Origin of the sequence: Sphingomonas sp., assembly GCF_965248875.1 — a bacterium.
Classification (GTDB): Bacteria; Pseudomonadota; Alphaproteobacteria; order Sphingomonadales; family Sphingomonadaceae; genus Sphingomonas.
This window is the reverse complement of sequence record NZ_CBDFKR010000002.1, coordinates 22596-39641: the sequence shown is the minus strand read 5'-3', so window position 1 is coordinate 39641 and position 17046 is coordinate 22596. Positions and strand designations below refer to the sequence as shown.

The 17046-nt window shown below is 69.9% G+C and carries 12 protein-coding genes; 5 read left to right on the top strand and 7 right to left on the bottom strand.

Annotation, left to right across the window (positions count from 1 at the left end; translation table 11 throughout):
- From ACP2AD_RS00235 to ACP2AD_RS00220, 4 genes are all read right to left on the bottom strand, one after another.
- A partial coding sequence (locus ACP2AD_RS00235; RefSeq protein WP_425228065.1) for a zinc-dependent alcohol dehydrogenase occupies window positions 1–1066 on the bottom strand: 1066 nt, incomplete at its 3' end.
- Window positions 1059–3152 carry a glycosyltransferase gene (locus ACP2AD_RS00230; protein ID WP_425228064.1) on the bottom strand — a complete coding sequence of 698 codons (2094 nt, stop codon included), beginning with the start codon at window positions 3150–3152 and terminating at the stop codon, window positions 1059–1061. The genes ACP2AD_RS00230 and ACP2AD_RS00235, both read right to left, overlap by 8 nt.
- Window positions 3149–5467: a UDP-galactopyranose mutase gene (gene glf, locus ACP2AD_RS00225; RefSeq protein WP_425228063.1), complete on the bottom strand. Its 2319-nt coding sequence runs from the start codon at window positions 5465–5467 to the stop codon at window positions 3149–3151. The genes ACP2AD_RS00230 and glf overlap by 4 nt, the downstream gene beginning before the upstream one ends.
- A 71-nt stretch (window positions 5468–5538) precedes the next feature.
- A complete protein-coding gene (locus ACP2AD_RS00220; RefSeq protein ID WP_425228062.1) occupies window positions 5539–6699 on the bottom strand; it encodes a glycosyltransferase in 1161 nt (386 codons plus the stop codon).
- An 87-nt stretch (window positions 6700–6786) separates the two neighbouring features.
- Here ACP2AD_RS00220 and ACP2AD_RS00215 point away from each other — a divergent pair, with 87 nt between their 5' ends.
- Both ACP2AD_RS00215 and ACP2AD_RS00210 read left to right on the top strand, forming a co-directional pair.
- On the top strand, window positions 6787–7689 hold the full coding sequence (locus ACP2AD_RS00215; RefSeq protein ID WP_425228061.1) for an alpha/beta fold hydrolase: 903 nt from the start codon (window positions 6787–6789) through the stop codon (window positions 7687–7689).
- Between the two features lie 41 nt (window positions 7690–7730).
- Entirely contained in the window at window positions 7731–8747 is a 1017-nt protein-coding gene (locus ACP2AD_RS00210; RefSeq protein ID WP_425228060.1) for an ion channel, read from the top strand.
- Here the strand turns inward: ACP2AD_RS00210 and ACP2AD_RS00205 are convergent.
- The gene (locus ACP2AD_RS00205; RefSeq protein WP_425228059.1) at window positions 8744–9232 is read right to left on the bottom strand and encodes a homogentisate 1,2-dioxygenase; all 489 of its coding nucleotides are present in this window, start codon (window positions 9230–9232) and stop codon (window positions 8744–8746) included. The genes ACP2AD_RS00210 and ACP2AD_RS00205 overlap by 4 nt on opposite strands.
- A 108-nt stretch (window positions 9233–9340) precedes the next feature.
- On the opposite strand from ACP2AD_RS00205, the gene ACP2AD_RS00200 reads away from it, so the two are divergent.
- From ACP2AD_RS00200 to ACP2AD_RS00190, 3 genes are all read left to right on the top strand, one after another.
- Window positions 9341–11452 (top strand): malate synthase G, encoded by a 2112-nt coding sequence (locus ACP2AD_RS00200; RefSeq protein WP_425228058.1) that lies wholly within the window; start codon window positions 9341–9343, stop codon window positions 11450–11452.
- Window position 11453: 1 nt separating this feature from the next.
- Window positions 11454–11978 (top strand): gamma carbonic anhydrase family protein, encoded by a 525-nt coding sequence (locus ACP2AD_RS00195; protein ID WP_425228057.1) that lies wholly within the window; start codon window positions 11454–11456, stop codon window positions 11976–11978.
- Between the two features lie 85 nt (window positions 11979–12063).
- Window positions 12064–14769, top strand: coding sequence for a TonB-dependent receptor (locus tag ACP2AD_RS00190; RefSeq protein ID WP_425228056.1), 2706 nt, complete (start codon window positions 12064–12066; stop codon window positions 14767–14769).
- On the opposite strand, the gene ACP2AD_RS00185 is transcribed toward ACP2AD_RS00190, so the two are convergent.
- On the bottom strand, window positions 14758–16278 hold the full coding sequence (locus ACP2AD_RS00185; protein ID WP_425228055.1) for an ABC transporter permease/substrate-binding protein: 1521 nt from the start codon (window positions 16276–16278) through the stop codon (window positions 14758–14760). The genes ACP2AD_RS00190 and ACP2AD_RS00185 overlap by 12 nt on opposite strands.
- The gene (locus ACP2AD_RS00180) at window positions 16275–17030 is read right to left on the bottom strand and encodes an ABC transporter ATP-binding protein (RefSeq protein WP_425228069.1); all 756 of its coding nucleotides are present in this window, start codon (window positions 17028–17030) and stop codon (window positions 16275–16277) included. The genes ACP2AD_RS00185 and ACP2AD_RS00180 overlap by 4 nt, the downstream gene beginning before the upstream one ends.
- Between the last annotated feature and the right edge of the window lie 16 nt (window positions 17031–17046).

Sequence of the window (17046 nt, the reverse complement as noted above, 5' to 3'; positions counted from 1 at the left end):
CCGGCCGGTCGCGAACCAGGTGGTCCAGGAACTGCGGGCCTTCATCATAGGGCACGATGTGGGTCACGACCTGCGCCTTGATCTCCGCCCCGCGCGCGGCGAGCAGCGCCACCGTCTCGCGGGCGAGGCGCGCCTTGTCCCACGCGAAGCCCATGCCGCGTGGCACGCGGTTGATCTGCGCGCAGCGGATCGACAGGCCGTTATGGTGAAACTCCTCGCCCAGCCATGCCGCGTCCGCACCGCCCTGATAAAAGGCGAGATCGACTACCGTGCCCTGCGGGCGCAGCGCTTTCAGCGCGCGGTGGAGGCTGCTGCTGTCGGCGCGCGTCTGGAACACAACGTCCGCGCCGCGATCGTCGCCGCCGTGAAGCCAGCGCGACTTGGCGTGCTGCCACGCCTGCTCCTCGTCCATCGCGGTCATGCCCAGGCACTCGCAACGCAGGCGGCGGAAAGGCGACGGATCGGCGATCACCACCTCGCTCGCCCCCGCCCGTTGCGCGAACAGCGCGACGAAGATGCCGACCACGCCGGCGCCGATGACCAGCACCGGCCGCCCCGCCAGGCTCGCGCCAAGCGACGGCACGACCGGCCCCATCAGTTCGGCATCGGCATGGAGGATGCCGTTCGCCGCAATCGGCCCCATCTGCCCTACATAGATGCCCAGCACGGGATCGAGGTCCGCGGGCAAGTGGGTGAGCACGTCGTGGAACGGATTGGCCGTGTGCCCCGACTTGTGTCCCCAGGCGCCGCCGATCAGGTCGCCCGGAATGAAGCCACCGGCGCGCGATTCCGCAACGCGGCCCATCTCCATATAGCCCAGGAACGGCACCGGGAAATGCTGCTGCGGCTCGTTGGGGATGAAGACGTTGCGGCCCGCGTCCCAGCGATGGCGCAGGTAGACGTTGGTGTCCTTGTAGAAGGTCAACTCGGTCCCCGCCGACAGCCCGGTGTAGAGCGTGTCGAGCCTCACCTCGCCGTCACCCGGCGGCCCCTCGTCATAGCCCGCGAAAAACGCCTGGAGCGGCCGCTCGACGCCGAGCGAGCGGATGTGCCGATGCTCAGACAAGCGCCGGCTCCTTCGCCGCAACGGCGAGCGTCACCGCCTCGCCCGACCGCGCCGACTCACCGATCGCGAGGCACAGCCGCAGCGTCTCCAGCGCTTCCCCATAGGGACAGCGGATGCGGTTCTCCTTGCCCTGCACCGCGTCGATGAAATCGCGGTCCTCCTGCCACACCGGGTCCGATCCGTTGCCGCGCACCGGGCGACCCTGCCCAGTGTCGATCATCACGTCGTGGTCGGTCAGCTCGATGGCCAGCCGATCGCCGAACAGGTGCAGCCCGACGCGGTGGTTCCAGCCGAGCAGGCAGGTCGAGGCGAAGTTGCCGACCGCGCCGCTCGCAAATTGCAGGCTGGCGGTGGAGACGGTGGCGACGTCAAGGTCCGGGAACTCGGCTCGGTCGTCGTGCCCGGCCAGCCCGTACGCCCGGGTCACCGGCCCGAGCAGGTAGCGGGCGAGGTCGATCAGGTGCGTGGTCTGCTCCAGCATCTGCCCACCCGACTGATCCTGATGCCACCACCAGCGGGGCGGCGGGGTCGAGTCGAGCCAATAGCCCGACACCAGCCTGGCAGGGGTGCGCGCGAGCAGGCCCCGAACCTCGTCGACCGTGTCGAGATAGCGCCAGTGATAGCCGACCGCAGTCACCAACCCGCGGCTCTCCACCTCCTCGCCGATCGCTTCGGCGGTGGCAAGGTCGAGCGCGACGGGCTTCTCGACGAAGAACGGCAGCCCCCGCCGGATCGCCGCACGCTCCGGGCCGCCATGCGCAAAGGGCGGCACGCAGATGTAGGCAGCGTCGGCGGCGACCTCGTCCAGCATAGCGTCCGCGTCGGTGAACGCGAGCGCGCCGAAGCGCTCGGCCGCCTCTCGCGCGCGGTCCTCGTCCGTGTCGCAAACACCGACAATCGTGACGTCGTCGAACTGCTCCAGCACCCCGAAATGTCGGTGCGCGATCCCGCCCGCGCCGATGAACGCCACTCTGGTCACACGATGTCCTTCCGGTGATATCCTGTCGGCGAGCACGGCGCGATACAGCGCAGTGGTCTCGTCGGTCATCCGCCTGGCTTGATAGCGATCTTTCCAGACGGCCTGCGCCGCCCGGCCCGCGGCGTTGCGCGCCGCCTCGCCGGCGAGCGCCGCCACGATCGTCCTGCCCAGCGTCTGCGCATCGCCGACCGGCGCGAGCCAGCCGGTAACGCCGTCCTCGACCAGCTCCGCGACGCCGGGCGCGGCGGCGGCGGCGGCGGGAAGCCCGGCAGCAAACGCCTCCAGCACCGCCAGCGGCAGCCCCTCGAACTCCGAGGGCATCACCAGCAGGTCGGCCATCGCGTAGAGTGTGCCGACATCGTCCGACCGCCCGAGCAGCCGCACCGCGCCGCCCAGCCGCTCGCGCCCGATCCGCCGCGCGATGTCGGGCAGCAGCGGCCCGTCGCCCACCATCAGCAGCGTCGCCGTCGGGTATGCCGCCAGCACCGTCGGCAGCGCGTCGAGCGCGCAGCCATGCGCCTTTTGCGGCTCGAACCGCCCGACCATCAGCAACAGCGGGCCACCGTCGAGCCCCATTTCCACCCGCAACGCCGCCGGGTCGCGGCGCACCTCGCGCGCGTCCGCGCCGTTGAGGATGGTAACGACCTTACCCGATTCGATCCCGGCGGCGAGATGGCTGTCGGCCACCGCCTGCGACACACAGATCAGCCGGTCGACTGCGGCGACGGCGGCGCGATGTTCCGCCTGTTGCGCCGGATCGGTGAGGAGGAAGGGTAGATGTTCGGTGCGGATCACCGCGCTGGCTGCCGCCCTCGCGCCGCTGGTCAAGCCGTGCCCTTCCCAACCGATCCCGGCGTGGAGGTGGACCAGATCGAAGCGCGCGCGGCCGAGCCAGCGGGCGAGGTCTCCATCGTCGTCGTCCAGCGCCTTGCCCGCGCATCCCAGCGCCGTCGCCTGCGCCAGCAGCAGACTGCCGCGGGGCGCCGCGACCGTTACGTCGTGGTCCGCCGCAAGCGCCGAGGCGAGCGTCAACAGGTGCTGACCAACACCCGACGGATTGGGGCTGACGGTCGCTAGGCAGAGGCGCCGTCGAGGCTCGGGCGTCATTGGGCGTCGGAGCTGGTCACCGTCGCGCCATGGCGGGCCGGCAGCCGCTCGGCAAGCCGCCGGTAGGTCGCCAGCGCTTGTCCTACCACCTGATCCATATTGTAGTATCGGTATGTGGCGAGCCGGCCGACGAAGCTGGTGTTGAGCTCCGCGTCGGCCAGCGCCTCGTATCGTTTGTACAGCGCCTGCGCCTCCGCGTTCGGGATCGGGTAATAAGGATCGCCGGTCGCCGACGAGAACTCATAGCTGATGCTGGTGCGGCGATGCGCCTGCCCGGTCAGGTGCCTGTACTCGGTGATGCGGGTATAGGGCGTGTCCTCCAGCGGATAATTGACCACCGCGACCGGCTGAAACTGCGCCCGGTCATGCGTCTCGTGGCGGAAGCTGAGGCAGCGATAGGGGAGCGGACCGAAGCAGCCGCCGAAATACTCGTCGACGGGGCCGGTATAGATCACGTGCCCGGCGGTGACGCGGCTGACCACGTCGCGATAATCGACCCCCAGCTCGACGTCGATCAGCGGGTGGTCAAGCATGTTCTCGAACATGCGCGTGTAGCCGTCGGCTGGCATCGCCTGATGCTTGTCGAGGAAATAGCGGTCGTCCGTCGAGATGCGCGTCGGCACCCGCGCCGTGACCGAACGATCGAGCTGCGCAGGATCCAGCCCCCATTGCTTGCGCGTGTAGCCCCGGAAGAAGGTCTCGTAGAGTTCGCGGCCGACCGCTGCAACGACGACGTCCTCCGACGTGCGGATGTCGGCCACCGGTTCCGCACGCGCGGCCAGGAAGGCGGCCGCCGCGGCGTCGTCCTTCAGGCCCAGCCCGTACAGGCCGTTCAACGTCGTGCGGTTGATGGGGATCGGCAGCAGCTTGCCGCGCACCGACGCCAGCACGCGATGTTCGTACGGCCGCCATTTGGTGAAGCGCGACAGGTACGCCCAGACGTCGTCGCTGTTGGTATGGAAGATATGCGGGCCGTAGCGGTGGATCAGGATACCGGCGGCGTCCTGCTCGTCATAGGCGTTGCCGCCGACATGGTCGCGCCGGTCGATCAGCAGCACCCGCTGACCGGAGCCCCCGGCCAGCCGCTCCGCCAGCACCGACCCGGCGAAGCCCGCGCCGACGATCAGTACGTCGTAATCGGGCGCCGTATTGCTCGGCCGGATCGCGGGGGTCGCGGCCGCGCGGCGGCGGTCGATCGCGCCGTCGATCAGCGCCGCCATCGCTGTCTGCGTTTTATCCCACGAGGTCTGCGCCAGCACCGCGTCTGCCGCGCGCAGCCACGCCCCGCCCCGCGGCAACACCAGCGCGCGGGTGCACGCGGCGACGAACTGCTCTGGCGTGCTCGCAATGCCGACCGCGTCAAGCTTGCCGTACTCGGCGACCACATCGGTGATCGGGGTAGATACCACCGGCCGCCCGGCCGCCAGATACTCGGGCGTCTTGGTCGGGCTGATGTACCGCGTCGCCTCGTTTAGCGCGAACGGCATCAGCGCCGCGTCCCAGCCGCCCAGATAGGTGGGCAGCTCGGCATAGCTCTTCGCCCCGAGCCAATGGATATTGACGCGGCGCGGCAGCGTGGCGGGATCGATCTTCACCACCGGCCCGATCATCACGATCTGCCAATCCGGCCGCGCCGTCGCGACCGCGTCGATCAGCGCCAGGTCGAGGCGTTCGTCGATCACGCCGTAATAGCCGAGCCGCGGTCGCGCGGCCCCCCGCTGGTCTACTGGCTCGTCGATCCTGCCACGCGCCTGTGCAAAATGCGCCGCTTCAATCGAGGAGGGGAAGCAATGCGCGTTGTCGTGCCGTCGCCGCTTGGCCTCGTACAGGCTGCGACCGCCGGTGAAGACGAGGTCCGCCGCGCCGAGCAGCGCCGCTTCGCGCGCAACCAGCAACGGGTCGGCGCCGACGAATGCGCTGAGCTCGTCCATGCAGTCATAGACGATCGCCGCAGAATTGAGGTGACGCGCCCACCCCCACATCATCGGTGTGTAGAACCATAGCACCGGCGCGACCGGCACGCCGGTGGCGACGAACTCGTCGAGCAGCCGCCTGAGCCCCGCCTCCTTCTCCTCGGCGCTCCACCAGTGCGGCAGCCGCGGCCGCAGCGCGGTAACGCCGTCGGCGGGAAAGCCGTGGTGCTCAAGATAGGGCAGCGGATGGTCACCCCCGATCGGCTCTTCCCAGAAATACACCCGATGCGTGGCGGCGAACCGCTTCATCAGATGCTGGGGCCGCTGGGTGACGAAATCCCAGCGCAGGTGGGAGAAGCACAGAAGGATGAGTTGGGAAGGCGCCGGGGCGACAGGGTTCACAGACGGCTCCGAGCAGGATCAGTTCGCGGATGCAGCATAACTGTACTGCAACGCGCATCTACTGATTTCGCTCACGGCGTTTGATCTAGATTATTCAAAATAAGGGTCTTTAGGCGCGCTACGCTATGCGGCCAGGCCCAGCGTGCGAGCACTTCGGCGCGGGGGTCCATCGCCGGCGCGCGGGCAAGCAGATCGACAATGCCCTGTGCAAATCCGTCCGCGGTGGCGAGCGCGCCGGTTTCGGGCAGGATGTACTGGCGGCCGCAGCTCAATTCGGCGTTGGCAAGGACGGGCAGCCCGGCGAGCATATATTCGGTCAGGATCGCCGGCGCGCCGTCGTCGCGCCCGCATACCACGCCGATCCGCGCGCGGTTCATCAGCCGGTTGACCTCCGCGAACGGCACACCCGGCGGTCCGGCGCACTCGATGTTCAGCCCCTCGCGCGCGATCCGCTCGCGATACGCGTCGGCCAGCTCGCCATAGCCGAACACGCACAGCGCGCTGACCGACCGCGGCAGCTGCGCCAGCGCGTCGAACAGGATGTCGTGGCGCTTATAGGGTTGCGCGGCGGCGACGTAGATCAGGTCGTGGGTCTTGGGCTCATCCAGCGGCCGGAACAGGTCGACCGCCGCGAACTCAGGCCCGATCGGCAGTACCGCGGTGCGCATCCCCGGCACGCGCCGCTCGACCTCATCCGACTGCCAGGGCGCACCCGTCAGCACGAGGTCGAAGCGCCGCGCCACGTCGTCCGGCATGCGCAACGCGGGATGGTCGATCGAATTGTAGAGGATGGTCGACCCGGCGCAGGCGTCGAGCACCCCCGCCTCGACGCCGAGCCCGAGCACGACCAGCAGCGCCGGCGCGCCGAGCCGCTCGAAATGCCGCCGCATCGCCCCCGAGCGGACCGGCGGCCCCCCTTCAACTCTTGCGTCGTCGAGCGGAAAAGCGCGGCGGACCAGCAGGTCGTGCTCGACCTTGTAGCGGTGCGGCAGCCCCGGCGCGAGGTGGTGCCAGATCTCCGCCCGGTCGGCGAGCCCCACCTTGACGCACGCCAGCGGCAGTCGCTCCAGATAGCCGCCCGTCACCGCCAGCGCCGGGCGCAGCGACCCGGTGTCGACAGGCGCCGGAGGCCCAGGCTCGGCCTCGACGACCCAGTCGGGCGGGGTACGCCCCTCCACCAGGTCGCTGATGACCACGATCGTCCGCCCGAGCGGCGTCACTCCCTGCCCCATGGCGCGCACCTAGCAGCGCCGGTTCGGCGGCGACAGGGTTGCGGCCGCAACCGCGACCGGGCACGTCCGTTGCACAAGGAGACGGGAATGGCGCGTGCGCAGGCGAACGGGATCGAGATCGAGTGGGAAGCGCGCGGACCGGCGGATGCGCCCGCCATCCTCCTCATTATGGGCCTGGGCGCGCAGCTGACGCTGTGGCCCGACGCGTTGCTGGACGGACTGGTCGCGCAGGGTTTCCGCGCGATCCGCTACGACAATCGTGATGTCGGCCTATCCACCAAGGTCGAGAGCGGCGGCGTGCCGAACCTGATGCAGCTCGGCATGGCGATGATGACGGGCGCGAAGCCCGAAGTCCCGTACACATTGGGCGACATGGCGGCCGACGCGGTCGGGCTGCTCGACGCGCTCGGTATCGCCAAGGCGCATATCGTAGGCGCGTCGATGGGCGGGATGATCGCGCAGCTCGTTGCGGTGACTTATCCCGATCGCGTGCTGTCGCTGACCTCGATCATGTCGACGACTAGCAACCCGGCGCTGCCGCGCGCCTCGGCCGAGGCGAACGCGGTGCTGATGAGCCGGCCGGCGGGTGGCGATGTCGAGGCGCTGGTGGCGTTCGGGGTCAAGGCGGCACAGACGGTCGGCAGTCCCGTCCACCGCACCGATCCGGCGGTGCTGGCGGAGCGGGTGCGCCGCGACCTGACCCGGTCCTATTATCCGCAGGGCTTCGCGCGTCAGCTCGGCGCGATCGTCGCGGACGGCGACCGGCGGGGGCGGCTCGCGACCGTCACCGCGCCGACCCTGGTGATCCATGGCGACGCTGACCCGCTGGTGCCCATTGCGGGCGGGCGCGACACCGCTGCGTCAATACCGGCTGCGCGGCTGGTCGAGCTTGCGGGCATGGGTCACGACCTGCCCGAGCCGCTGTTGCCGCAGGTGGTGGCGCTGATCGCCGGGCATGCTCTCGCCGCCGCAGGGCCTGCCTTCGCCTAGCGCATAAGCGGCTTTGCCGCGACGCGTGCGTTGTGTGGCTGATGTTGTCACCCACCACCTTGCTCTGCGTGATCACCGGACTGGTCCTGACCGGCGTGACGCTTGCCGATATCTTTGCGACGATCCTGGTACCGGGGCCGGCGGAGGGCGTGCTGCGCATCGGCGCGCGCCTTCGCCAGCCGGCGATGCTGGCGGCACGGCTGTTCTCCTTCCGACGGCGCACCCCGCGGCAAGGGCGGTCCAACGTCCTGGCGCCCTTGGTCTTCCTCCTGATCTTCGCCAGCTGGATGCTGCTCCTGCTGCTCGGCTATGGGCTGCTGTTCTTCGGGTTGCGGCATCATTTCACACCGGAGCTCACCGGACTGGACGACGCGCTCTACTTCGCCGGTTCGTCGCTGCTGACGCTGGGCGTAAGCGAGGTCAATGCGCATGGCCCCGCGCGGTGGCTGCTGTTGGCGGCGGGGTTAAGCGGGTTCGGCGTCATCACCGCGACGCTGACCTTCGTCGTCCAGGTGCAGAGCGCGTTACACCAGCGCGAGTCGCGGGTGCTGACGCTCGCCAGCCTCGCGGGGACGCCACCTACCGGGATCGGGTTGTTGCAGGCGGTCGCGTCGCTCGACGTGGGCTCCGAGCTCCACGATTTCTTCCGCATCTGGCGCGACTGGGCCGCGGCGATGCTGCACAGTCACATCGCCTCGCCGATGCTGATCTTTTTCCACTCGGTCGACGCGGAGAGCGATTGGCTAACCTCATTGGAGGCGGTGCTCGACGCGGCGACAATGCTGATGGCGTTGACGCAGCACGAGGCCCGGGGTGCCGCGACACTGATGCACCGCACCGGCAGCCGCACAGCCGCGCGGCTCGCCGGGCTGCTTGGGGTGGAGGCGTTGGACCCGGCACCGCTCGGCGCAGAGGTCGTGCGCAGACTGATCGAGCGGCTGCGGCAAAGCGGCTACGTTGTGGATGATGACGGCGAGGAGGCGATCGCCACGTTTGAGCGGCTGCGCGGCGACTATGCCGGCCGCATCAACGCGCTGGCCAAGGAGCTTGGCGGCTAGGTTGCCGGGGCGAGGCGCACGATTTCCAGCGATAGCGTCTGCTGCTCGCTGCCGACAATCTGCAGCCGGTAGCTGCCGGGCCGAAGATCGAAGTCGACCATCTTCCTGACCGGCGAGCAGGCCGGTCCGTGGCCGTGCGCGACCGAGCTGATCGCGCTGCCATTGGCGGCGACGTCGACCCACACGCTTTCGCCGAGCGCAACGCGATAGCGGCCGGCGGTCGCGACGGTGAAGGCGAACACCGCCGCGCTGCTACCGGGCGCGGGCGGGCGCAGCGTCGGCACCGCGAGGTTGACCGAAGCGGCGGGGAGCAGCGTCGCCAGAACGCCGCGGCCGACCGGCAGCGCCGCCGGGGGCGAGGCGGTGGCGGTGACGTGGGTCTGCGGCGACCAGCCGACCAACTCGGCCGGCGCCGCGACGGGCGTAGCCGGACAGGGTGCCGCTGCCGGCGCGGGCTGAAGCTGGAGCAGGACGGGGAGGAGCATCGGGACGCCTTCGTGTGGAAGTGCGACGCCGCTTGCACCGCGCAGGCGTCCGGGGCAAGCGGGCGCCCTTCGCGGGGCCCTGCCGACCCTCAACGAAAGGCTGAAGACATGATCGACAAGGCGGGCCTTAAGGTCGCCGAGCCGCTGGCGCGCTTCATCGACGAGCAGGCGCTGCCCGCGACGAGGCTGGACGCGGACGCCTTCTGGTCCGGCGTCGCGGCGATCTTCGGCCGCTTCGCGCCGGAAAACCGCGCACTGCTGGCGCGGCGCGACGATCTGCAGGCGCAGATCGACGCCCGCTACCGGGCCGGCCAGCCCGTCGACGAGGCCCTCCTGCGCGAGATCGGCTACCTCGTCCCGGAGCCCGTACCGTTTCAGATCACGACACAGGATGTCGATCCCGAGGTAGGGCAGACCGCCGGGCCGCAGCTGGTCGTTCCCGTGCTCAACGCCCGCTTTCTTTTAAACGCCGCCAATGCGCGCTGGGGTAGCCTCTATGATGCGCTGTACGGGACGGACGTCCTTGGCCCGCATCATCCGGGTGGGCGTTATGACGAGAAGCGCGGCGCGCAGGTGATCGCCTGGGCGAAGGCGTTCCTCGACGACGTCGTACCGCTGCGCGAAATGAGCTGGACACAGTGGACGGGCAAGACGCTGTTCAACCCCGACCCTGTTCCACCCTTGGCCGAACCTTCCCATTTTGTCGGCTTCGGCAGCGAAGTCGATCCGGGTGGCTTCCGGAATGTGCTGCTACGTCACAATGGCCTGCATATCGAGCTGGTCATCGCACCGTCGGAGGCGATTGGTCTGACTGATCCGGCCGGTATCGAAGACATACTTCTCGAATCCGCCATCACCACCATCTGCGATCTGGAGGACTCCATCGCGGCGGTCGACGCCGACGACAAGGTCGCGGCTTACGTCAACTGGCTGGGCGTCATGCGCGGCGACCTGACCGACACGTTCGAGAAGGGCGGTCAGGCGCTCACCCGCCGCCTCAACGAGGATCGCCGCTACACCACGCCAGAAGGCGGCGAGCTGGTCCTGCCCGGCCGGGCGCTGCTGTTCGTGCGCAACGTCGGCCACCTGATGACGACGCCCGCGATGCTGCTGCCCGACGGCGGCGAGGCGCCCGAGGGCATTCTCGACGCGATCGTCACCAGCCTCTGCGCGCGCCACGACAAGGGCATGAACAGCCGCACCGGCAGCATCTATATCGTCAAGCCCAAGATGCACGGCCCTGACGAGGCGGCGTTCACCAACCGCCTGTTCGACGCCGTCGAGAACCTGCTCGGCCTCCCCCGCCACACGATCAAGGTCGGCGTCATGGACGAGGAGCGCCGCACGTCCGCCAATCTCGCCGCGACGATCCACGCGGTGAGGGACCGCATCGTCTTCATCAACACCGGTTTCCTCGACCGCACCGGCGACGAGTTGCACACCGCGATGCGCGCCGGGCCGATGATCCGCAAGGGCGAGATGAAGACGTCCGGCTGGATCAAGGCGTACGAAGACCGTAACGTCCAGATCGGCCTCGCCTGCGGGTTCAGCGGTCGGGCGCAGATCGGCAAGGGCATGTGGGCCGCGCCCGACATGATGGCCGATATGCTCGCCCAGAAGATCGCGCACCCGATGACCGGCGCGACCACCGCCTGGGTGCCGAGCCCCACCGCGGCGACGCTCCACGCGACGCATTATCACCGCGTCAACGTCTTCGCCCGCCAGCAGGCGCGCCGGGCTGAACCGATCGCGCCGCTCGCCGACCTGCTCACCGTGCCGGTCGCGACCGGGCGCAACTGGACGCCCGACGAGGTGCGCGAGGAACTCGATAACAATGCGCAGGGCATCCTGGGCTATGTGGTGCGCTGGATCGATCAGGGCGTCGGCTGCTCCAAGGTGCCCGACATCCACGATATCGGCCTGATGGAGGACCGGGCGACGCTGCGCATCTCGTCGCAGCACATCGCGAACTGGCTGCTCCACGGCGTCACCACCCCGGACGAGGTCGACGCGGCGTTCGCCCGGATGGCGGCCAAGGTCGACGCGCAGAATGCGGGCGACCCGCGCTACCGGCCGCTGACGCCCGACAGCCTGGCAATGCAGGCCGCCCGCGCGCTGGTGTTCCAGGGCGTGGCGCAGCCCAACGGCTATACCGAGCCGCTGCTGCATCGCTTCCGCCGGGCTGCGAAGGCGGCGGAGCCTGGCTGGAGCGATCGATAGCATGCCCCTATATCGCATCGCCGGGCAGGAGCCGACCGTCCATCCTAGGAGCTGGATCGCGCCGTCGGGCGAGCTGATTGGCGACGTCCATCTCGGCGAGGAGGCGTCGGTCTGGTTCGGCGCGGTGATCCGCGCTGACAACACGCCGATCACGATCGGCGCGCAGGCCAACATTCAGGAAGGGGCGATGCTTCACTCCGACCCCGACGTGCCCTGCATCGTCGGCGAGGGCTGCACGGTCGGGCACCATGCGATCCTGCACGGCTGCACGCTCGGCGCGTACGTGCTCGTGGGGATGGGCGCGACGGTGCTCAACGGGGCGGAGATCGGCGAGCATTGTCTGATCGGAGCGGGCGCGCTGGTGACCGAGGGGAAGGTATTTCCGCCTGGCCAGCTGATCGTCGGCAGCCCCGCCCGCGCCGTCCGCGCGTTGACCGACGCGCAGATCGCCGGGCTGAAACTGTCGGCGGCGCATTATGTCGCCAAGGCGAAGGAGTATGCGACGGGGCTGGTCAGGGTGGATTAAGCACCCGATCTTCACGCGATCGAGACATTCTTGCGACAAACGCCCGTTACGGGCGCCCCCTTGCCGACCATTGACCGGAGTTACCATGCGCCGCTGGCCCCTGATGATCGCCGTTGCGATCCCCGCCGCGGCGACCGCGCAACAGGCGCCGCGCGTGCCTGCCGCACCGCAAGCGACCCCCACACCGGCTCCGCAGGACGCTCCGGCCCCGGCCACACGCACGGCGCAGACCGCCCCGCCTGCCGCCACGCCGCAGCGTTCGCCCGCCGCGGAGGATGCCAATTCGGATGAGCCGGACATCATCGTCCGCGGCCAGCGCGGACTGCCGGGCGCCGTCGTCGGCGACATCCCGCCCGAGGAACAGCTCGGCCCCGCCGACATCCGTTCCTACGGCGTCAACTCGGTCGCTGAGCTCCTCAACGAACTCAGCCCCCAGACGCGTTCGGGCCGCGGCTCGGGCGGCGCGCCGGTCGTGCTCCTCAACGGGCGGCGGATCGCGGGATTTCAGGAAATCCGCGACCTGCCGACCGAGGCGATCGCGCGGGTCGATATCCTGCCCGAAGAGGTCGCGCTGAAATACGGCTATCGCGCCGACCAGCGGGTGGTGAACTTCGTGCTGCGCCAGCGCTTCCGCGCCACCACGACCGAGCTGTCCGACCGGATCACCACCCGCGGCGACCGCAACAATCCGCAGGGCGAGCTCGACTGGCTGTCGATCCGCCGCGACCAGCGCTTCAACGTCCATAGCAGTTATCAGCAGAGTGCGGCCGTGCTTGAGGCCGATCGCGACGTGATCACCGCACCTGGCGCGATCGATCAGTCGCAATACCGGACGCTGCTCGGGCAGGCACGGAGCTTCGGCACCAACGCGACCTATGCGCGCAACGTCCTTGGCAGCATTGGCGCGACGCTGAACGGCACGATCGATGCCAAGACCGGGCGCAGCCTGCAGGGGTTGCCGATCGTCAACCTCACGGTGCCCGCGGGCAATCCGTTCACGGCGCCGGGGCTGACCCAGCGCGCAGTCGGCACCGAACCGCTGGCGCAGCGCACCGCGACGATCACCAGTCATGTCGGCTCGACCCTGAACGGCCAGGCCGGCCGGTGGCGTTGGTCGCTGATCGGCGCTTATGATCGGATCGACGGGCGCACCCTGACCGACGGCAATTACGATGCGAGCGGGTTCCAGGCGCGCCTGACCGCCAACGATCCTACCGCGAACCCGAACGGCCCGCTCAATTTAGCGCGTTTGCCCGACAGCCGCGCCATTTCGCGCAGCCAGGATTGGGGGCTGGACGCGCAGGCGAACGGATCGCTGTTTCGGTTGCCCGCTGGCGAGGTGACGACCAGCCTGGCGGCCGGCGGGGATCTGATCGATTTCTTCGGCCGCTCGTCGCGCGCTGGCGTGTCGCAGCGCAGCGACCTGACGCGCGATCAGGCGACCGGGCGCATCAACCTGGACCTGCCGATCACCAGCCGCGCCCAGGCGTTCGGCGGCACGATCGGGACGCTGTCGGCGAACGTCAATGCGGCGGTGCAGACGCTGAGCGACTTCGGCACGCTGACGACGCTGGGCTATGGCGCCAATTGGGCGCCGGTCGACGCGATCCGGCTGATCGTGTCGGTCACCGACGAGGATGGCGCCCCCTCGCCGCAGCAACTCGGCAATCCGCAGGTCGTCACCCCCAACGTCCGCGTGTTCGATTACGTCAACGCCGCCAACGCGGTCGTGACGACGATCAGCGGCGGTAACGCCAATCTGCGCGGATTTGAGACGCATACCGCCAAGATCGGGCTGACGGTGCGGCCGTCACGCGAGCGGGACCTGACCTTCCTGGCCAATTACGTCTCGAGCCATGTCGACGACCCTGTGGCGAGCTTCTCCACCGCCACCGCGGCGATCGCGGGCGCCTTTCCGGGGCGCTTCACCCGCGATGCCGCCGGCCAGCTGACGCGCGTCGACACGCGCCCGATCAACTTCGCGCGGACCGAGCGGTCGGAGCTGCGCTACGGCTTCAACCTGTCGATCCCGTTGAAGTCGCAGCTGCAGCGGCAGATCGAGGCGTTCCGCGCCGGTACCGGACCTAACCCCTTTGCGGGGTTGACCTTTCCGGGGCGGCGGAACGGCGGGCAGAGCGGCCAACCCGGTGCGGCGCCCCAAGGCGGGGCGCCCGCGACCGGGCAGACCGGCGCGCCGACGTCGGGGGCGACGCCCTCTGGCGGTTTCGGCGGACCGGGTGGCGGCGGCGGCTTCCGCGGCGGTGGTGGTGGTGGCGGCTTCGGCGGGCGCGGCGGGCCGGGCGGCGGGCGGCTGCAGTTTGCGCTGTACCACACTTGGCATTTCACCGATTCGGTGCTGGTCGCCAGTGGCGGGCCGCGGCTCGACCTGATCAACGGCGACGCGATCGGATCGAGCGGCGGCCAGCCCCGGCACGAGGTCGAGGGGCAGGCGGGCTACACCAACAACGGGCTGGGCGCGCGGCTGTCCGTCAATTTCCGCAGCGCGACCGAGGTCAACGGCGGCACGGCGGCGGCCCCGACGCGGCTTGATTTCGGCGCGCTGACCACCGCCAGCCTGCGGCTGTTCGCCGATCCCGGCCAGCGGCTGGCTTTGCTCAGGAAGCATCCCTGGCTGCGCGGGTTTCGCGTCACGCTGGCGGTCGACAATGTGTTCGACGCGCGCGAGCGGGTCCGCGATCAGACGGGCGCGACGCCGGTCAACTATCAGCCGGATCTGCTCGACCCGCTGGGCCGGACGGTGCGGCTGGCGGTGCGCAAGCTATTCTTTTGAGCCGAGCCTGCTGGCGAGCCAGCGGGCCGCCTCTTCCGGTGTGCGCTTGGCGGTGTCGCGGTCGACCAGATAGTTGGCCTCGCGCATCGCCTCGACCGGAATGTTGCCGACCAGCGGCGCCAGCGCGGCGGTGAAGCGCGGGTCGTGCGCCTGCCCAGGTGCGACGAGCAGCAGCGCGTCGTAGCGCGGCAGCGCGTGCCGCGTGTCGGCCAGCACCGTCAGCCGGTCCGCCGCGATCCGCCCGTCGGACGAGAAGGCGGTGACGACGTCCGCCGCCCCGCCCTGCAATGCGCGATACATGAAGGTCGGGCTGTACGGCGTCGCACTGCGAAAGCGGAACGGGTAGGCGGCTTGTACCGCGCGCCATTCCGGCCGCTCCAGAAACTCCAGGTCGCTGCCGAGCGCCAGCGTGGGCGAGGCGGCGGCGAGATCGTCCAGCGTGCGGATGCCTCGTGCCGCCGCCGTGTCGCCGCGCATTGCGAAGGCGTAGGCGTTCTCGAACCCCAGCGGCCCGAGCAGCCGCACCTGACGCTCGCGCGCGGTCCAGTCGCCGATCGCGCGCAGCATCGCCTCGCGGTTTGCCACGTCGCCGCGGCGCATCTGGTTGGTCCACAGCGTGCCCGCATAGTCGACATAGACGTCGACCGTCCCGCTCGCGAGCGCGTCGAAGATTACAGCCGACCCCAATCCGTCCCGATACTCGACAGTGTAGCCGGCCCGGGTCAGCCGGTCGCCGATCAGACGGGCAAGGATATATTGCTCGGAGAAGTTCTTGGCGCCGATCACGACCGGGCGTCGCACCGGGTGCCGCCATAGCGGCGCGGTGGCGAGGGCGAGCCCGGCGGCAAGCGCGACCAGCCCGCCGATCCACCAGCGCCGCCGCCGCTTGGCGATGCCGCGCTCGATCGCGCCGAACGCGGCGTCCGCCGCCAGCGCCAGTGCGGCGGCGCTGAGCGAGCCCGCCACCACCAGCGACCAGTTCTGCGTCTGCAGCCCGGCGAAGATCAGGTCGCCCAGGCTTGGGCTGCCGACCGTGGTCGACAGCGTCGCGGCGCCGATCGTCCACACCGCGGCGGTGCGGATGCCCGCGATCACCACCGGCGCGGCGAGCGGCGCCTCGACCAGCCGCAGCTTCTGCCCCCGCGTCATGCCAACCGCATCCGCCGCCTCAAGCACCGCCGGATCGAGCCCGCGCAGCCCCGCGACACCGTTCCGCAGGATCGGCAGCAGCGCGTAGAGCGTCAGCGCCAACAGAGCGGGGAGGAAGCCGAGCGCGGGTAGCCCGAGCGCGAGCAGGAGCGGGAAGAAGAGCGCGAGCAGCGCCAGCGCCGGGATGGTCTGGACGAAGCTTGCGACCCCCAACGCCGCCGCGGCAAGGGCGGGACGACGGGAAGACCAGATCGCGAGCGGCAGGCTGAGCGCGACGCCGAGCGCCAGCGCGCTGAAGGCGAGGAGAACATGGTGCGCGAGCAGCGGGGGGACACGGGCGACGGTGTCGGCGAGGCTCACTTTGCCAGCGCCCGCAAACGCGCTGCCTGCGCCTGCGGCACCGCAACCAGTGCCTGCGCCTCCTGGCCACCGCCGCCCGCCAGCAATTCGGCGGGCGTCAGGTTCGCGACGAGCCGACCCGCCGCCATCACCGCCACGCGATCGGCGAGCAGCAGCGCCTCCGCCATGTCGTGCGTCACCAGCACGGTGGTCAGCCCCAGCTCTTCGTGCAGCCGCCGGATCGCGCCGCCCAGCGCGTTGCGGGTGACCGGGTCGAGCGCGCCGAACGCCTCGTCGAGCAGCAGCAGCTTCGCGCCCGGCGCGAGTGCGCGGGCGATTGCGACCCGCTGGCGCTGACCGCCCGACAGCGCGGCGGGCAGCCGCGTAGCGAAGGCGCTGGGAAGTTCGACCAGATCGAGCAGCGCGGGGACGCGGTTCTCGTTGCGCCGGCCGGCGATCCGCAGCCCGATCGCGATGTTCTCCGCCACCGTCAGGTGCGGAAACAGCCCGAGATGCTGAAAGACATAGCCTACCCGGCGGCGCAGCAGCGGTGCGGGGCCGTCCGCGACATTCGCGCCATCGATCAGGACGCGGCCGCGGCCGGGCTCGACCAGCCGGTTGACGGTCTTGAGCAGCGTCGACTTGCCCGACCCCGATTGGCCGACCAGCGCGACGAAAGCGCCGCCCGGCACCGCCAGGCTGACCCCGTCCACCGCGGCGGCGTCGCCGTAACGCCGGGTCACATCCTCAAAGGCGAGCGCGGGGGCTGGCATGGCCATGCAGGTTGCG

Excerpts from the sequence above, each read along its gene's own strand:
- ACP2AD_RS00230 (WP_425228064.1), bottom strand. The coding sequence starts at position 3,152 with ATGACGCCCGAGCCTCGACGGCGCCTCTGCCTAGCGACCGTCAGCCCC.
- ACP2AD_RS00220 (WP_425228062.1), bottom strand. The coding sequence starts at position 6,699 with ATGGGGCAGGGAGTGACGCCGCTCGGGCGGACGATCGTGGTCATCAGC.
- ACP2AD_RS00215 (WP_425228061.1), top strand. The coding sequence starts at position 6,787 with ATGGCGCGTGCGCAGGCGAACGGGATCGAGATCGAGTGGGAAGCGCGC.
- ACP2AD_RS00210 (WP_425228060.1), top strand. The coding sequence starts at position 7,731 with ATGTTGTCACCCACCACCTTGCTCTGCGTGATCACCGGACTGGTCCTG.
- ACP2AD_RS00205 (WP_425228059.1), bottom strand. The coding sequence starts at position 9,232 with ATGCTCCTCCCCGTCCTGCTCCAGCTTCAGCCCGCGCCGGCAGCGGCA.
- ACP2AD_RS00200 (WP_425228058.1), top strand. The coding sequence starts at position 9,341 with ATGATCGACAAGGCGGGCCTTAAGGTCGCCGAGCCGCTGGCGCGCTTC.
- ACP2AD_RS00195 (WP_425228057.1), top strand. The coding sequence starts at position 11,454 with ATGCCCCTATATCGCATCGCCGGGCAGGAGCCGACCGTCCATCCTAGG.
- ACP2AD_RS00190 (WP_425228056.1), top strand. The coding sequence starts at position 12,064 with ATGCGCCGCTGGCCCCTGATGATCGCCGTTGCGATCCCCGCCGCGGCG.
- ACP2AD_RS00180 (WP_425228069.1), bottom strand. The coding sequence starts at position 17,030 with ATGCCAGCCCCCGCGCTCGCCTTTGAGGATGTGACCCGGCGTTACGGC.